Origin of the sequence: Streptomyces sp. NPDC020875, assembly GCF_040641415.1 — a bacterium.
GTDB lineage: Bacteria > Actinomycetota > Actinomycetes > Streptomycetales > Streptomycetaceae > Streptomyces.
Window position 1 is genome coordinate 1 of the sequence record NZ_JBFADP010000072.1, and the last position, 16,803, is coordinate 16,803.

General features: G+C 72.7%; 15 protein-coding genes. 11 read left to right on the forward strand and 4 right to left on the reverse strand.

Translation table 11 applies throughout. The features are described from left to right. The 7 genes from AB0G74_RS30455 to AB0G74_RS30485 all read left to right on the forward strand — a co-directional run. Window positions 1–612: hypothetical protein (locus tag AB0G74_RS30455; RefSeq protein ID WP_361152761.1), on the forward strand; the 612-nt coding region annotated here is incomplete at its 5' end. Next, window positions 585–2,150, forward strand: coding sequence for a hypothetical protein (locus AB0G74_RS30460; RefSeq protein ID WP_361152764.1), 1,566 nt, complete (start codon window positions 585–587; stop codon window positions 2,148–2,150). The genes AB0G74_RS30455 and AB0G74_RS30460, both read left to right, overlap by 28 nt. Beyond that, window positions 2,147–3,592 carry an SCO6880 family protein gene (locus AB0G74_RS30465; RefSeq protein WP_361152766.1) on the forward strand — a complete coding sequence of 482 codons (1,446 nt, stop codon included), beginning with the start codon at window positions 2,147–2,149 and terminating at the stop codon, window positions 3,590–3,592. The genes AB0G74_RS30460 and AB0G74_RS30465 overlap by 4 nt, the downstream gene beginning before the upstream one ends. A gap of 7 nt (window positions 3,593–3,599) precedes the next feature. Further along, on the forward strand, window positions 3,600–5,177 hold the full coding sequence (locus tag AB0G74_RS30470) for an ATP-binding protein (protein WP_361152769.1): 1,578 nt from the start codon (window positions 3,600–3,602) through the stop codon (window positions 5,175–5,177). Next, window positions 5,177–6,919 carry a TraM recognition domain-containing protein gene (locus AB0G74_RS30475; RefSeq protein ID WP_361152771.1) on the forward strand — a complete coding sequence of 581 codons (1,743 nt, stop codon included), beginning with the start codon at window positions 5,177–5,179 and terminating at the stop codon, window positions 6,917–6,919. The genes AB0G74_RS30470 and AB0G74_RS30475 overlap by 1 nt, the downstream gene beginning before the upstream one ends. Next, on the forward strand, window positions 6,909–7,517 hold the full coding sequence (locus tag AB0G74_RS30480) for a DUF4913 domain-containing protein (RefSeq protein WP_361152773.1): 609 nt from the start codon (window positions 6,909–6,911) through the stop codon (window positions 7,515–7,517). Before AB0G74_RS30475 ends, AB0G74_RS30480 begins: the two co-directional genes overlap by 11 nt. A gap of 51 nt (window positions 7,518–7,568) precedes the next feature. Further along, entirely contained in the window at window positions 7,569–8,669 is a 1,101-nt protein-coding gene (locus AB0G74_RS30485) for a hypothetical protein (RefSeq protein ID WP_361152775.1), read from the forward strand. Window positions 8,670–8,687: 18 nt separating this feature from the next. On the opposite strand, the gene AB0G74_RS30490 is transcribed toward AB0G74_RS30485, so the two are convergent. Continuing rightward, window positions 8,688–8,933: a hypothetical protein gene (locus AB0G74_RS30490; RefSeq protein ID WP_361152778.1), complete on the reverse strand. Its 246-nt coding sequence runs from the start codon at window positions 8,931–8,933 to the stop codon at window positions 8,688–8,690. Between the two features lie 113 nt (window positions 8,934–9,046). Continuing rightward, window positions 9,047–9,265, reverse strand: a complete 219-nt coding sequence (locus tag AB0G74_RS30495; RefSeq protein WP_361152781.1) for a hypothetical protein — start codon at window positions 9,263–9,265, stop codon at window positions 9,047–9,049. Between the two features lie 122 nt (window positions 9,266–9,387). On the opposite strand from AB0G74_RS30495, the gene AB0G74_RS30500 reads away from it, so the two are divergent. Further along, window positions 9,388–10,380 (forward strand): hypothetical protein, encoded by a 993-nt coding sequence (locus AB0G74_RS30500; RefSeq protein WP_361152783.1) that lies wholly within the window; start codon window positions 9,388–9,390, stop codon window positions 10,378–10,380. Between the two features lie 127 nt (window positions 10,381–10,507). Here the strand turns inward: AB0G74_RS30500 and AB0G74_RS30505 are convergent, their stop codons facing one another. After that, on the reverse strand, window positions 10,508–11,878 hold the full coding sequence (locus AB0G74_RS30505) for a hypothetical protein (protein ID WP_361152786.1): 1,371 nt from the start codon (window positions 11,876–11,878) through the stop codon (window positions 10,508–10,510). An 85-nt stretch (window positions 11,879–11,963) separates the two neighbouring features. Further along, on the reverse strand, window positions 11,964–13,670 hold the full coding sequence (locus AB0G74_RS30510; protein ID WP_361152788.1) for a hypothetical protein: 1,707 nt from the start codon (window positions 13,668–13,670) through the stop codon (window positions 11,964–11,966). Between the two features lie 372 nt (window positions 13,671–14,042). Between AB0G74_RS30510 and AB0G74_RS30515 the strand changes: the two genes are divergently transcribed. The 3 genes from AB0G74_RS30515 (at window position 14,043) to AB0G74_RS30525 (ending at window position 16,660) form a co-directional block, all read left to right on the forward strand. Further along, window positions 14,043–14,855: a hypothetical protein gene (locus tag AB0G74_RS30515; protein ID WP_361152791.1), complete on the forward strand. Its 813-nt coding sequence runs from the start codon at window positions 14,043–14,045 to the stop codon at window positions 14,853–14,855. Between the two features lie 81 nt (window positions 14,856–14,936). Beyond that, on the forward strand, window positions 14,937–15,959 hold the full coding sequence (locus AB0G74_RS30520; RefSeq protein WP_361152793.1) for a hypothetical protein: 1,023 nt from the start codon (window positions 14,937–14,939) through the stop codon (window positions 15,957–15,959). Further along, window positions 15,956–16,660 carry a hypothetical protein gene (locus AB0G74_RS30525; RefSeq protein WP_361152795.1) on the forward strand — a complete coding sequence of 235 codons (705 nt, stop codon included), beginning with the start codon at window positions 15,956–15,958 and terminating at the stop codon, window positions 16,658–16,660. Before AB0G74_RS30520 ends, AB0G74_RS30525 begins: the two co-directional genes overlap by 4 nt. Window positions 16,661–16,803: the final 143 nt, after the last annotated feature.

Genomic DNA, 16,803 nt, shown 5'->3' on the forward strand with positions numbered 1-16,803 from the left:
GTGCCGCAGGACTGGGACGAGCCCGTACGGTGGTCGGCGCTTCCGCGGGGGGAGCGTACGGACGAGTGGGGCAGCCGGGTCGGATTCCCGAAGACCGTCGAGGGCGCGGTGGGCATGGCGGCGGCCGCCAACTCCACCGCCATCGAGGGCGACGTGAACGCGCGCGACGAGCAGCTGCGGATCTACCACTCGTACCTCACCAAGGCCAATCAGGTGGATTCCGTGGCCGAGGAGATCGAGATGACGGCGCTGGACACGGACAAGCGTCTGGCCCGGCTGATGGGGGTGAAGCCGGGGCAGCCGCTGCCCGCGGGCGGATATCTGCGCAGTGTCGTCGTCGGCTACAAGATCATCGAGCAGTCGCCGGGCGAGGTCAGCGTGTGGCTGCTGGGCCGCGCGGTGACGAAGACGGGGGAGACCGCGAAGGAGAGCACCGACTTCACCCGCACCCTGGTCGGGGTTCAGTGGCAGGACGGCGACTGGAAGCTGACCGCCGACTCGACCGCGCGGGCGCTGAGGGCGGTGCAGGGGAAGCCGAAGCCGGAGCACGCCGCCCCGGGCGATCCGAAATTCAACGCGGCTGGATGGACGGCGATCCGGGAGGCGTCGTGATGCGGCGGCTGATGGGGCTGCTGCTCGCCCTGGTCGCCGTGGCCGGGCTGTCGGTATCGGCGGCCGAGCCCGCCGAGGCCGACGGCGGCATCATCGGCGGCGGAATCGAGCTGACCTGCAACGCCGCCGTCGGTCCGGTCATCGGGGGCGCTCTGAAGCTGGCCGAAATGGCCGGGCTCAAGGGGGCGGACCTGTGCAACGAGATCGGCAAGAAGGCCGAGAAGAAGATCAAGGACGAGTGGAACAGCCTCTGGGAGAGCACCCTGGGCGACCTCATCAAGAGCGGCCGTGACTCCGCCCAGTGGGTGATCAAGCAGACGCTGACGCTGGCGCTCCTCGGGCCCTCGCTTGACCTCGCCAAGACCGGCTTGTGGGGCAGCGGGGCGTCGCCGCTCGCGGGCATGCTCGTGTGGCTCGGCCTGGTCATCGCGGCGGCGGGGGTGATCTGGCAGATCGGGAAAATGGCCCTGACCGGGCAGGCCAAGCACCTGGGCCGGGCCATGGCCGGGTGGGTCGAGAACCTGTTTCTCTCCGCGCTGGGCGTCAGCCTCTTCGTGCTGCTGCTCGAAGCCGGTGACATCTTCTCCGCCGGGCTGGTCGATGCGACCTTCGCGGCGGACGACAAGGCGTATCAGCGGATCATCGACGTGATGCTCCCGGTCGCGGTCATGAACCCCGTTCTCGTCGGCGGCGCCGTTCTCGTGCTGCTGCTGGTGGGATTCATCCAGATGGTGATGATTTTCCTGCGGCAGAGTGCGATCCCCCTCATCTGCCTGATGATTCCCGTGGCGGGCGGCGGCCGGACCGGCGGGGACACCACCCGGCAGTGGGCCCCCAAGCTGATCACGTCGGGTCTCGTCATCGTGGCCTACAAGCCGATCCTCACCGTCATCATCTGCGCCGGATTCGCCCAGTTCGGGCATTCGACCACTCTGGTCGAGTGGCTGCGGGGCTGCGCGACCCTCGTCCTCGGCATCCTCGCGCCCGCCCCCCTGATGAAGATCTTCGCGCCGTTCGGCGCCGCCGCCGGTGGCGGGATGGCCGCCGGGGGAGCCAGCGGGGCGCTGTCGGCCGCCGCCAGCTTCCTCGGCGGCAAAGCCGGAGGAGGCGGCGGCGGGGGAGGCGCCCCCACCACTCCGCAGGCCCACGCGCAGCGCGTCGCCAGCAGCATGGGCGACCAGGGCGGCGGCGGGAAAGCGGACGGCGGCGGTGGCGGCGGCCGTGGCGGCGGTGGCGGTGGCGGCGGAGGCAGTGACGGGCCCGGGGGCGGAGACGCCCAGGCCCAGGCCGCCCGCAACGAGGCCGGAAAGGTTCCCGGCCAGGCCGCGGGCGCAGGAGCGGAAGCCGCCGGGACCGCGGCCGGCGCCGGGACCGGCGCCGCCGCAGGAGGTACGGCCGCCGGGGCCGGAACGGGTGCCGCGGCCGCGGCCGGGCCCGCCGGGGCCGCGGTCGCCGTCGGCCTCCAGGTTCTGGACGGAGTCAACTCCGCCGTCCAGCAGACGAGCGGAGAGATCGGGAACGGGGGTGGCCAGCAGTGAGCCATGAAGTGCCGAGTGCGCTGATGGTCGACGGATTCAGCGCCCGCCGGTCCGGGGTGGGCGGCCTGTCCAAAACCACGACGATGATCGGCGCGGGCGCGCTGACCGCCGAAGGCGTGATCGCCACCCAGGCCCCGGCCACCCTCCTCGTCACCCTGCCCGTGACGGTCACGCTCCTCGCGCTGGCCGCCGCCCGCCGCCACGGCATGTCCGCTCTCGCCTACTACTGGGCGAAATTCTCCTGGCGGCGGGCCTCCCGCTACGAGGGCACCTCCTACCGGCGCCTGCTGCTCCCGCACCCCTACCGGCTCGATCTGCCCGGGGTCGGCGCCAGCTCCACCCTGATCAAGGCGCACGACCCGGTCACGGGACGGCCCGTCGGAGTCGTCCAGGACCGGGCGACCGGCCGGATGACGGTCACCACCCTGCTCGCGCCCGGCGGGAGCCTGATGGCGCCGACCGGGACGGTGCACGGCAATCTGCGGACCTGGTCCGCCGTGCTGGACGCGATGGCCGCCGACGAGCAGATCAAGGGCGCGAGCGTGACGATCCAGATCACCCCGGGCGCGGGCGAGGCACTGGGCGACGACGTGCGGGCCCGTACGGATCCCGCCGCCCCGGAGCTGGCGAAACGGATCATCAGGGAGCTGGTGCGGACGACCCCGCACGCCACCGCGAGCGTGGCGCCGTGGATGTCGGTGACGGTGGACCCCTCCGCCTCGGCGAACCCCCCGGCGGACCTTGCCGAGCAGGTCGCCGAGACCCTCAAAGTCGTCGACGGCCTCGACCTGTCCGGGACCGGGACGGACATCGAGCGGCGGGCGACCGACGTCGACCTGCGGCGCATTGTCCGGGCCGCCTACGACCCGGACGTCTTCACCGCGCGCGACGACCGGTTCGAGGCGCTCCAGTGGGGCGAGTGCGGGCCGGTCGCGGCCGACGACGGCTGGGAGGAGTATGCGCACGACGGCGGGGTCTCCGTCTCCTGGGTCCTCCAGGAGATGCCCCGCCGCCCCATCCCCTACAGCGTGCTCCTGCCGCTCCTCGCGCCGGGCCGGTTCCAGCGCCGGATCACCCTCGCCTACCGGGTCCTGGACCCGTACGAGGGGGAGGCGGTACTGGAGCGGGAGATCAGCCGTGCCCGGCAGGTCGAGCAGGCGACCGCCGAGATGAAGGGCCGGGCGAAGTGGTCGCAGCGGGCGGATGCGCTGCGGGCGGAGAAGGCGGCCGCCCAGGCTGCCAAAGGTGACCAGGTCGTGGACTGGACCCTCATGGTGACCGTCACGGCCCGGTCCGCCGACGAACTGCCTGCCGCCCGTCAGGAGCTGGAGCGGGCGGTGAAGGCGATGCGGTCGATCCGGCTCCGTCCCGCCTACGGCGCCCAGGCCGCGGTGTTCGCGGCGACCCTGCCGATCGGCTACAACCCGCTCGTGAAGGGGTGAGGCACTGATGGTGCGCAAGCAGAATCCGCCGAACCTCGCCAGCCCTCGCCGGGTGAGCCGTACCGCCGAGCAGAAGCCGACCCCCCGCGAGCGCCGGATGGCGAAGAGGCTGAAGGCGCGGTTCGCCCCGCGCCGGGGGTGGGGCGGCCAGTTCGGCGGACTGGTGCCCGTCGAGGACTCCGGGACCATCTACACCGGGCCCACCAGCCAGGCCGCGGCCATCTACCCTTTCCTCCTCGGATCCGGTCTGCCGCCGCGCGGCGTGCCGGTCGGCCGGGATGTCCTGACCGGCGAGCTGGTGTGCATCGACCCGTCCCAGTGGACGGGCCTGCTGACCGTCAACCCCGGCGTGTGGGTCATGTCCCAGCCGGGCGTCGGGAAGTCCGCGCTGGTCAAGCGGATATGTCTGGTGTACGCGGCGTACGGGCACATGATGTGTGTCCCCGGGGACGTGAAGGGCGAGTACACCGGTCTGGTGAACGAGCTGGGCGGGTCCGTCGTCCGGATCGGCGACGGCATCGGCCGGATCAACCCGCTCGACTCCGGCCCGCTCAAGGGCCGGGCGGTGTCACTGGCCCCGGCCCGCCGCCAGGCCCTGCTCGACGTCCTCAACAGCCGCCGCCAGGAGACCCTGGTTGCTTTGCTGTCCACCAACCACGGGCTCGGCCGGGCCCCGGACGAGATCGAACGCTCCGCGCTCGACACCGCCGTACAGGTCGCGTCCGCAGGCCAGACGCCCGGGAGCGATCCCATCGTGTCGGATGTGGCCCTGGTGCTGCGGACCGCGCCGGAGGAACTGCGGGCCAAGCTGGCGGCCGAGGGCACCCGCTACCAGGATCTGACCCGGTCCGTGATCGCCGGACTCGACAACCTCGTCGGCGGGCCCCTGAAAGGTCTTTTCGACGGGCAGACCACCACCCCCCTCGACATCTCGGCCTCCGCCGTCTCCGTGGACATCAGCGCACTGCGGGCCCGCGGGAACGACGTCGTGTCCGCGGGGATGATCGCGACCTGGGCGTATACCTACTCGGCTCTGGACTCGGCCCGGTCCCTCGGTCTGGTGGACCGCAAACTCGTCCTGCCGATGGATGAGATGTGGCGGGCCCTGCGCTCCGGGCCCGGCCTGGTGGACGCGATGGACGCGATCTCCCGGCTCAATCGTGTCCACGGCGACGTCACCATCTACGTCACCCATTCCCTGCTGGACGTCGAGGCTCTGCCCACCGAGACGGACCGCGCCAAGGCCCGCGGCCTGATGGACCGGTGCGACACGTGGGTCATCGGCGCCTCCTCGGAGGAGGAACTGGGCCGGGTCACCGGCAAACGGACCCTGACCGAGCAGGAGCGGACCATGATCGGTTCCTGGTCGTCGGCGACTTCGACCGGGCTGGACGTCGCGCCCGCCGACGAAGACGGCGCCGCACCCGCCGACGTCGGCCGCCGTCACCCCGGCCGCGGGAAGTATCTGATCAAGGTGGGAGCCCGGCCGGGGATCGCCGCCGCTCTGGAGCTGACCGCCACCGAACGGCGGCTCTACCACACCGACAGCAACCGGCGACCGGCGCGAGGAGAGGTGAGCGTCTGATGATGACCGAGAACGACCGGATGTGGGCCGCCGGAGGCATCGTGCTGGGCGGCGCCGTCGGGCTGTCCGTCTCCACCTGGGCCGGGGCGGCGGCCGGGGCGCTCGTCACCGGGGACGAGCCCGCCGACTTCCCTCTGACCCTGGTCGATGCATACCGGATGGCCACGCAGTGGCCGCAGACCTGGCCGCATTCGCAGACCGCGTCCCTGGCCGGTGCGACCGTCGCCGACCTGGCCGTCGTCGTCTTCCTCGTCTGGGGCCTGCGCTGGGCCTTCCGCTGGTTCCGTAATCCGAGCAGCCTCGCGACCCTTCACCAGGTACGGGAACTGACGCCGAAACACGCCGCGCGGACCGCCACCCGGCTCCGCGCCTCACTGAAGGACACCGCCCCCAAGCGCCTTGCCCCCCGGGACCGGGGGGTGCTCCTCGGCGACCACCGGCCCTCCGGCGTCGAACTGCGCGGCAACGACGAGGACACCTACGTCGCCGTCATGGCCCCCCGCGCGGGCAAATCCACCAGCCTCGCCATCCCCGTGGCGCTGGAAGCCCCCGGCGCCCTGCTGATGACCAGCAACAAGGCCGACGTCTACGCGGCCACCCTCGCCGCCCGCGCGCAGACCGGGCAGACCTTCCTCTTCGACACCCAGGGTGTCGCCCACGGTCGGCGCGAGATCTGGGTCGACCTGATCGCGCAGGCCGAAACCCTCGAAGGCGCCCAGCGGCTCGCCTCCCACTTCGTCAGCCAGGTCACCTCGGAGGCCGATCCCTTCTGGTCCCAGGCCGCCGGAGACCTCCTCACCGGCCTGTTCCGGGCCGCCTGGTGGGAGGGCGCCACCGTCCGCGAGGTCATGAAGTGGCTGTCCGACCCGAAGGAGAAGGCCCCCCTCCGGGTGCTCTACCAGCACGAACCGGTGCTCGCGGAACAAGTGGACTCCTCGACCAACATCGCCGAAGAGACACAGAGCGGGATCTTCCAGAACGCCCGTGTGGCTATGAGCGCGCTGCGGGACGAGAGGGTGCTCGCGTGGGTCACCCCGGACAAGCACTGCGCCCGGTTCGACCCGGAGGCATTCGCCACCAGCAAGGACACCCTCTACCTGCTGTCCAAAAAGGGCGGCCCGTCGTCCGCGCTCGTCGCCGCCGTCGCGGACGCGGTTTTCACCGCCGCAACCGAAGCGGGCGAGCGCCACGGAGGGCGTCTCCCGGAGCCGATGCGCGCGATCCTGGACGAGGCCGCGAACATCTGCAAGATCGCAGACCTCCCCGACCTCTACTCCCACCTCGGGTCCCGGGGGATCACCCCGTTCGTCATCCTCCAGTCCTACCGCCAGGGCGTGAAGGCGTGGGGCGAGGTCGGAATGGACTCCATGTGGAGCGCGGCCACCAAGAAAATCATCGGTGTCGGGATCGATGACGCGAAGTTTGCGCAGGACATCTCCAGCATGGTCGGCGCGCACTTCGTGGAGCGGGGCTCGTACTCCAAGAGCAAGGAAGGCGAGAGCCGTTCCTGGTCCGAGCAGCGGGAACAGGTGCTCGACCCGGCCGAGATCCGCGCCATGAAGAGGGGCACCGCCCTCCTCCTGGCGACCGGAATGCCGGTCGCCCAGATCAGTCTGCGCCCCTGGTATGCCGAGAAGGCCCTGGCCCACATCGGCCCGGAGATGAAGGCCGAGGAGAAGGCCATCACCGAGCGGGCCCTTGTGGCGTACGAGGAGCGGAAGGCGGCCCGCGATGAGCGATGACCCGGACGACGTGCCGGAGCTGCCGGAGCTGGATGTCCCGGTCGGGATGTTCGAGGACATCGAAGACCTCAAGGCCGCCGTGGCACGCCTTTCGGCCCAGCTCTCGGACCTGACCGGCGGCGGAGGAGCCCCGGGAGGAACATCCGCCGACGGCGACGACGGCGATACGGAGGAGAACGGCGGAGGGGCGGACGACGACGAGGAGGAGGAGGGGCAGTTCCCGCCGTTCATCCTGCTGCTCGATCCGCCGGAGTACGACGACGAGCTGAGAGCCCTGATCGAGTGGGTCGAGGGCGTCATCGTCCCCGGCTACCTCGTCGAAGCGTCGGCCGACGCCCGCTGGTGCCACCTCTGGGTCGAGCACCCCTCCGCTGTCGCCCGGCTGCACGCCCTGTGGCTCGCGTGGCAGGAACTGACCGACCCCGAGTCCTGCGGATACACCGGCCCCAGCACCTGGCACCGCGACCACCTCGACCCCGCGATGCGGGAACTGCGGGCTCCTACCGGTCCGTTCGCCGGGTGCGTGAAGGGCGAGCACCAGGTCGTCCACCGCCTGCCCGCCCTCGTCCCCAGCGCCTGGAACCGTACCGACGACTGACGGCCCGCCGCCTACGATGCCCCTTCCGAACGATGGGACGAAGGGAGCGGCGTGGCGTCGCAGGGATGGGACGGTCTGGGGGAGTCGGAGCGGATAGCGCTCGGGATCGTCGCCGGGATCGAACGGGAACGCAGGCCCGTCCGGGGAGCCGGGGAGCCGTACGCCGTCGACCTGACGGAGGCAGCGGCCCGGGCCCTGGAGAGGGGGATCGATCTGCTGGAGATCGATGCCTTCGTGGTGGGGGAGCTGGAGGGCCGGGGGCTGATCGGCCGTGTGGTCTCCGACGGCCGGGTGCTCCTGAGAACCACTCCAGTCGGCCGGGATCTCGTACCGGCCGACTCGGCCGAGGGTACTTCGGCCGGGCGGCCGGGGCCGAAGGCACCGGCGGCGGAGCGGGACCGGCTGATCTGGGACGGTCTGCACGACGCCGAGCGGGCGCTGCTGGAGCAGGTTTTCGGGGCGGACCAGGAGCAGCACGCCGCCAACCAGCGGCGCTTCCGGGAGGGGGGCCGGTCTCTGCCCGCCCGTCAGGCGCGGCGTGTTCTCCTCGGCGACGGTACGGATACCGCCGCCCTGGCCGTCCTGGTCAAGGCCGGTCTGGCCGAGGCGGAGGAAGGGGGCGGTACGGCGGCTGGGGTGTGGATGACCCGCCGGGGCCGGGCCGTGGTCCGAGCGGGCAAGGGCCTGACCGCGAAGCGGCCGGTCCCGGCGGCCGGGGCCGCGAGGGCGGCGGGACCGGGGGAGGACGACGGTCCGGCGACGCTCACCCAGGGCCTGTGGACGGCCCTGGCCACCGTCGCCCGCGCCGGGGACGACGGCGCGGACTACCTGTTCCACGGCATCCTCCGGTACCTCCTGGAAGGGCGCAGCAAGGAACGGCCGTATCTGCGGAGGGTCTCCGCCGTCCTGCCCGCAGCCGAGCCCAAGCCCGAGCCCGAGCCCGAGGCGGATGCCCTGTTCGGGCTCGGCGAACTCGCCGCCGGGGCTACTGCCCCCTCTGCGCGGGCCGGGAAGAACCCCGGGGGCCGTGGCCAGCGGGTGACCCGCTACCGGTTCACCGAGGCGGGCCGGGCGTACTACCGGCAGACCCTGGCCGCGCACCGGGCGCTGTACCCGGGGGTCGACGCGCCCGACCTGCCGCCGGACGGCTGACCGCAGGGGAGCCGCGCACTACTGCGGCTGGGCGACCAGGCGCCTGACCCAGCGGGTCACCGGGCCGGGGTGGGCTGGGTCCGGGAGCCAGAACTCCCCGCTCGTCACCTTTGTGCGGACGGATATACCCAGGGTGCAGAAAACCCGGCGCAGGTCCTCGGCGAGCGCGCGCCGCTCCGGGCTGAGATCGGATTTCAGGGGGGCGAGCCGGACCGGCCGCCGCAGACCGGGTGCGAGATCCGCCCCGGCGTCGTGTTCGGGCATGGGGCCAGTATCACGAGCCCGGCCCGGGCCCGGGGCCGTACCGGTGTGGCCGTCCGGCAGGTGGCAACACCGGTACGGCGCCGTCGTGCGTACGGGTGGTCCGGCGCGTACGGCTACCAGTCGGGGTCCTCGCGCCGTACGGACCCGGTGCCTTCGCAGAGGTGGCACTGGACCACCGGAGGTTCCCCCAGGCACGTCGGGCAGCCTGAATGCCCGTCGTAGTACTGGTTGCGCTCCCGGCCGGTGCCGTCGCAGATGTAACAGACCGTCATGCCGTCCGGGGGCGCGGCGGGGGAGGGGGCGGGTGCGGGACTGTGGGCTCGGGTCGTCATACGGATCAGGATGCCCGGCGGCGGCCCGCGCCGGAGCCGATTGGGGAACCCGGCCTCGGAGGCGGCTGGTTGGGCTGGCAGCCCTCTTGAAATTTACAACGCTGCGCTGTAAATTACGGGGCATGAAGAAGGTCAAGAACCCGGACAGCATCCCCGTCGAGCGCGCGACCCACGCCGAGCGGCGCGACCAGCACAGCAGCCCTTACCTGGACGACACCGACCTCGTGGAGCACGAGAGGATCTGGAAGGACGGCGGCGGTACCCGCGCAGTGGTCCGAGCCTGGGTCGCGCTCCCTCAGGCGCCCTTCGTGGTGGACGGGGAGGACATCCCGAACAGCCCCGAGATGGTGCTGGTGAACCACTGGGTCGTGGCCGACCGGGACGACCCGGAGCAGATGGAGCGGGCCGTCAGGCGGGCCAAGGCCGCGATCGTGGCCTGGCGTGCCCGCAGCAGCCTCGCCGCTCTGGAGGAGGAGGAGCGGAGCCTTGACTGCGGCTACGCCAGGACCTCCCTCCTCATCAAGCGGGAATGGGAGCTGAAGGAATGGCTGAGGTATTCGAGGACGGGAGGGGGCGCCTGCCGAAGCGCGCGGGTGCAGCGGGAGCGGGAGCGAAAGGTCCGGGAGGAGCACAACAACAAGCGGTACTGGAACTTCCGCAAGGAGTGCGACAAGCTGAAGAAGCTCCTGGGCGAGCAGGGGGAGCAGGGCATCGAGGGCAACACCTGGGCGGTGGAGCTGATGGAGGACGTCCGCGTCTTCAACGAGGATTTTGCCCGGTGGAATGAGATCCGGGAAACCGAACGCCCGGTGTTCTCCCTTCAGGTCACCGTGGAGCTGATGCGGCTGGGGGTCAGCCGGGAAAAGGTGCTCGACCTCATGTGCTGGACCGAGAAGGAGGACCGCGAGCGGGTCGTGCGCCTGTGGGACAACGTGACCGTGGCCCAGGCCGCCGCCCTGGCGGGCATCGGACCGGGAACCTGGCGCGGGTACGTCAGCCGGAACCAGGCCCCGAGGCCGGACCACCGGATCGGCGGGGACCCGATGTGGACGATCGAGACCGTCATGGAGTGGGCCGACAACCGGCCCGGCCCCGGACGCCCCAAGAAGAAGTGAGAAGGGCCCGGAGAAGGGTCTAGCTCCTCCGGGCCCGGCCTCAGATTACCCCGCCCGCCCGCACACGAGAGGGGGGTGCCCGCCGTCCGGCGGGCACCCCCTTTTTTTTGTGTGCGGGTGCCGGAGGTTACCGGTCGCCCGGGGGCGGGAGCAGGGGGCCGTGCGCCCGGTCGGCCGCTTCCCGGGTCCAGAACACGGTGTTGCGCCAGCGGGTGACGGTGCCGTTGGGGGCGGTGATCTCGATCGTCCACCAGGTGGCCAGGCTGCCGTCGCGGAGTTCGGCGACCGTCTCGACCAGCTGGATGACGGTTTTCGACGGCAGGGTGGTGCTGGAGAGTGCTTCGGTACTCCGGATGGCCTGGACGCGGACGCTCGCTACCCGGGCGCGGGTGGCGGCGCCGTTTGCGCGTGCCCGGGCGAGGGCCTGTGCGAGGGCGGGATCCTCGCGCGGCCGGGGCGGTTTGGCCGGGGCCTTCTTCCGGGCCTCGGCGCGGGCGGCGTCCGCCGCCGCCTTCGCCGCGGCAGTGTCGGCCCGGCGCTTGTCGGTACCGCTTTCGACGACGCGTACGGCGGGGCGTTCTCCCTCGGGCGGCTGGTGCCGGACCAGGAGCCGGGCCAGCGACCTGGCCGCGGGGATGTCGAAGGTCCGCCGGTAGTTGTGGCTGCTGCGCCACCACACGCGCTCCAGCCGGCCGTCTCGGACCACGCTGACGTAGAGGGTGTAGAGGGATTCGGGGTAGGGGGAGATGTCCGGGCTCTGGCGCTGGTGCTGCGGGGACCTGGGGACGGTGCGCTGTCGGCGGTCGCACTGGACCAGGAGGTAGCCCTCGGGCAGCTCGACGAGGTCATCGGGTTCCAGTCGCGGCCCGGTGATCCTGATGACCCCTTCCATCCCGGTCCGCTCGACGCCGGTCATCACGCACCGCCAGGACCCCTCAGTCTCCTGCGGCCACTGGACCGGGGGGACCCGCACCCGGGTCAGGGGCCGTACGGATTCCACGGCGACCGGCGACCACGGCAGGCACGGGTTGCCGCAGTCGCACGCCTGGCCGATGACCTGGCGGGCTGTCTCGTACCAGGCCGGGTCCACCGGCTGCCACCCGAGGTCCCGGGCGGTGTCGAGGATCCGCTCCCGGTCCGGGATGTCCCCCTTTCCGGGGGCGATGCGCTTCTCGCGCGGCTCGGGACGCCGGGTCTCGAAGAATTCGCCGATCCACGGCGGGGCGTTCTCCACCAGGAACCACCCGTCGCCCCGCCGCTCCAGCCTGAGGAACCGGCCCTCGGGGAGATGGTCGGCGACGTTGAGGGGGTAGAGGATCCGCAGGACCGGCCGGACCGCCCCTTCGTCGTCCCGCCTCTGGACCTCGAACGGTGCGGCCGGGGTCCGGCCCGCCAGCAGCCGGTACCCGGGCAGCTGCTCCCAGGCCCCGCCGGGCTGCTGCTCCATCAGGACGTGGGGCCGCTCGCAGGGCGGCACCACCGGCTCGGTGGTCGACACGACGGGCTCTCCTTCCGGTGCTTTGGGGTTGTGGCCGGGTGGTGCCGTACCCGCCCCGGCAAGGGGGCGGGTACGGCACCGGGGGTTACTGCTTGTGTCCGCGTCCGGGCCCGTGGCCGGGACGGCTGTCCCACCACCGCCGTACCGCGCGCGGGTCGTAGAGATGCGCCTTCCGCGTGTTCGGCTCCCCGGCCGCGCTGTCGGCTTCGGCTTCGGCGTGTGTGCCGGTGCGCCCGGTCCACCCGGGCTCGGCCTGCGCCGTGCTCAGGACGGGGATGTCGATCACGGCCTGGCCGTGGCGGGTACGGCGGGACCGGCGCAGCGCCTGGCGCAGCGCGTCACGGGCCGTGCCCAGGTACTGCGCCAGTTCGGTGACGGTCATGACCGGGGGCAGGCCGTCGTCCTCGGCCGCGAACACCTCCCGCGCCGCGTCCTGGCTGGTGTGGAACGTGCGGCGGCCGGGGCCGTCCGGGTGGGGATGCTGCGGGGCGGCGGTGACGACGGCGACCTCCCACAGATGGACGCCGGTGCCGTCGGGGCGGGTGACGGTGTGCCGGGTGAGGGTGACGGTCCGGCTGGCCCCGTGGGCGTGGGCGGTACGGCTGTCCACCGTCGCGGACGCCACCCCGGTGGCGTCCAGCCAGTTCTCCCACGGCCGTTCCTGCTCCAGGTCCGACCAGTTCGCGGCCTCCGTGCAGGACTGGACGAGGCGGGCCGCCGCCTCAAGCCGCCGCATCCCGTCGGGCCACGAGCCGCCGATGTGCCCCTGGTGCTGGTAGACCTCGGCCGGGACGGCGACCAGGCCGTCGGACCAGACCACGAGGTGACGGGCCGGGTCGACATGGAGGGGCCGGAGCCCGGGGACGGACTCCGCGTACACCTCACGGACGAGAGTGAACTCCCGGCCGGGGTCCTGCCGGGCCAGGACACCGCGGGCCGTTTCGGCGGTGAGCGCGTAGTACGGGCGTCCGCCGTCCCCGGTGAGACGGACTCGGGTGGCGTCGTCCGGGACGACCGGGTCCGCCGCCGCCCGCAGGGTTGCGAGGTCGACCGGCAGCCCGAGGCGGCGATGGACCGTGACCGCCTGCGGCGCGATACCCGCCTCCCGCAGAACCGACAGGTGCCGGGCAAGCGGCCCTCCGGCCGTGTCCCGCGGCTCCCGGTCCAGCACCCAGCCCTCGTGCCGCCACCACTGAGGCGGCCGTACCGCCAGAGCCGCCACGTCCTGCTCGTCCTCGATCCGCCACCACAGCCGCCGCTCACCGAGCGGCAGCCCGATCGCGTGCTCGACCGTGATGTCGTGCGGGTACCAGCCCCCGAGCCGCAGGGCCTGGGCCCAGTCGGCGGGGATGTCCCCGTACGCCTCGGCCGGGGGCATCCCGTGATCCAGCAGGGCCGCGCCCTCCCCCTCGGCCAGGGGTCGCCGCACGAGGACCGGGTGCCACCGCGCCTCCGCCGTGTCCTCCGGGCCCTGGGACTGCGCCCGGGGGGTCATCTCGAACTGCACCCAGCGCGGTACGCCGTACCACGCCTCCGGGTCTTTGGGCAGCACCGTCCACAGCCAGCCCTCGACGGTGTCGACCCACACCGTCAGCGGGCCGCGCATCCGTTTCGGGGTGTTGACCCGGGCGGAGGGGAGCGCGAACCGGCCCTCGTACTGCTGCTGGACGACTGCGGGCCGGTGGGGCAGGTAGGCCCAGTAGGAGGCCAGACCGGGACCGGGACGGGACCCGGAGTCGGGCCGCTCCCACCGCTCCAGATCGGCCAGGGTCAGGGTCAGCGGGGTCGTCATGTCGCCTCCATAAAAGGTGTCACTAGACATGTGACACCTTTTATGGGGCCGCCGTCAAGGCCCAACCTGGCCCAGTGGTGGGGGAGTCGCCGTCGCCCGCCCCGCCGCCTCGCCGCTCCGGAGTCCGCGGGGGCGGACGGACGCCGGGCGGAACCGGCACGCCGGGGCGCGTGCCGTCCGGTACCACCGCCGGTCGGGCACCGCCCCGGCCGGAGCGGCTGGGGCGGTACCCCCGAAGCGAGATGAACCGCACGGTTGACTTCAGTGTCAACCTTGCGGTTCACTTTGTGTTGTCAGGGGGTTGCAGCACCCCGGACAACCGGCACCTCGGTCGGTCCCGGCCGAGGTAATCCACCAGGGGAGCAGACCACCATGCGCGTTCTGGAATCGACCTACGACTCCGTCACCGACGAGCTGGGCGACGAGGAGCGGGAGGTCCTGGCCGCCCTGGCGGCCGCCGGTGACCCGGAGCGGGAGACCTGCGCGGTCGACGAGTACGGGAACCGGACGGCGGACGTCGTCCTGCGCGTCTTCACCGTCCCCGGCGCAGGGGAGCGGTGGGCCGTGACGGACGAAGGGGCCGAGCACCGGTCGGTCTGGGAGGGGGACGGCCGGGAGGCGGCCGAGGCCCTGTACGAGGAGACGGTCCGGGCCCTGGCCGGATGCTCCGGCCCGGGGGACGGGCCGTGGTGGACGGTGAGCGACGTCGACGGCGTCGCGCACGCCGCCGCCACCCTGACCGTGGAGTACCTCACCGGCGGTCAGTGGCGCGAGGACCGCACCGACACCGTCGAGATCCACCTCGGCCGCTCCTTCGCGGGGCCGGGCCTGCTCACCGGGTGGCTGGACCTCAACGCCCTGACCCAGGAAGCGGCCGACGGTATCGCGGCCCACCTGGCCTCGGCCCAGAGCAGCGTCAACGACCGGGTGGCGCTCGCCGACGCGGCCCGCTGGCCGATGCCCGGAACGCCCGCCGACGCGCTGCGGGTCACCCTGGAGGGCGTGACCGCCCAGGGCCCCGTCCGTTTCACGGCAAAGGCCCCGGCCCCCACCACCGAGCCCACCGCCGACCGGATCGCCGCCTACCGCAGCGCCATGCAGCGCGCGGCCGACGAGGAGACGGAGCGCGCGGCCGAGCGGGACGCCGCCGACGACGACGGCTCCTCCTCCTACTACGACCGCTGACCCGGTGTCCGGGCGTCCCGCCGCAGTGCCGGGACGCCCGCACACCACCCCGGCCACGACCGAACCGACCAAAGGAACATGGTGAACGAGTTCCCTCTGATCCCCCAGGTGCTGGGCGAGCCCGACCCGGCCCGCCGTCTCCGGGCCGCCATCGACGCCTCGGCCCTCGCCGCCGCGACGCGGGGCCACGCCGCGGCCGCCCCCTACGAGAAAGCCGCGCAGGACGCGCTGGAGGAACTGATCGCCGCCCACGGCGGGAACGTCGCAGCGGCGGCCCGGGAGACCGGATTCGACGGTCGTAAGCCCCTCACCCCCCAGGCTCTGCACAAGCGCCGGCAGAAGGCCAAGGGGCAGCTCCCGGCCTCCTCCCCGGCGGCCAGCCCCCGCCAGGCCCAGCCCGCCCTGCACTTCAACAACCCCCTGGAGGCGGAAGACGCCCTGGAGGACTGGGCCCTGCGCCGCCAGGAGGTGGACGACCAGCGCGACACCCTGCTCCTGGGCGCCCTCGCCGCCGGTGTGGACCCGGCACGGATCGCCGAACTCGCCCCGGCCGGGCTCGACCTGCTGCGCCGGATCCGCCCGGCGGGAAACATCACCGTCTCCCAGCTGAAGCAGGACGCGATCGAGGAGTTCGCGCGGGCCATCGCCGCGCGCGCGGACGAACTCCGCGCCCTCGACACTCCCGCCGCACAGGCCGCAGCCCGGATCTGGCGGCTCGCCGCCGACGACATCGTCACCAACACCGCCCCCTACGCCCTGCACCAGGAACCCGTCATCAGGGTCGCCGACTACGACACCCCCGAGGCATACGCGGACGCCGTCATGGCCGCCCGCCCCGAGACGGACCACGACGAAGGCGCCCAGAGGGAGCCGAGTCACCTCTCCATGGTCGCGGGCCCGGACGCGTGGCTGGCCTGGTACTACCTCCAGCTCGCCCGCGACGCCGCCCGCGAACCCGTCGAGGGGACCGGCGAGAGGGGAGAAGCCGTGACCGCCGCGTTCGGGGACCTGGCCGAGGCGATCCTCCACCTGCGCACCACCGGCCAGGTCCCGCCCGCCCTCACCCACCAGGCCCGGCCCGGGCAGGAAGACGGCACCCCGTGACCCCCACCCCCGTCGCACACGTCATCGACACCGACCGCCAAGCCGCCGCCGACACCGACCACGAAGCCGCCGCCGACCTCCTGTTCGACCCGCCCGGCACAGGCCCGGAAGCCGGGATCCGGCCCTGGGACTACGCCGCGGCCGGCGCGGTCCTCTCCTACACCTGCGGCCGCCCTCCCGCCGACCCCGGCGCCGAGGTCCAACAGCTCCTGCGGGTCATCCACGCCACCGGCCGCGCCCACAGCCACGAGGCCCACGCGCTGCTCATGCCGCTCGGCGTCGTCATGCTCGCCGGGGAGATCGCCACCCGCACCCTGCACCGCGAACTCACCGCCGAACACGGCGAGAACCCCTTCAAGCCGCTCGCTGCAGCCATCGCCCACCTGTGGCCCCTGCCCCAGGAACACATCCCCACCATCGGGCCGGGACACCCCGGCATGGCACTCCACCGCTGGACCACCGGCCACCGGCCCCCGCTCCACCCCCTCGCCCGCGACACCGCCCATCTCCTGGCCACCGCCCTCTCCCGCAACGGACGCGACGGACGCGACGGACGCGTCAGCCGGATGCGGTGCGCCGCCCGGATCTGCACGGCCGTCCTGCGCCACCGCGGCACAGAAGGCCGCGACGAACTGGCCGCCGTACGCGAACACGTCCTCACCACCCGCGACACCCCACCCCCCGACCACACCACCACATAGGACCCCGGACCCTCCCGCCCGCCGCCCCGGCGACCCCGGGGCGGCCCACACACTGCCCCTGTGCGGCAACCCGCCGGTACTGCAACACCCCAGGTCACAGCGATTCGGCTACCGGACCAGCAACCGGCCATACTGCTCCGACC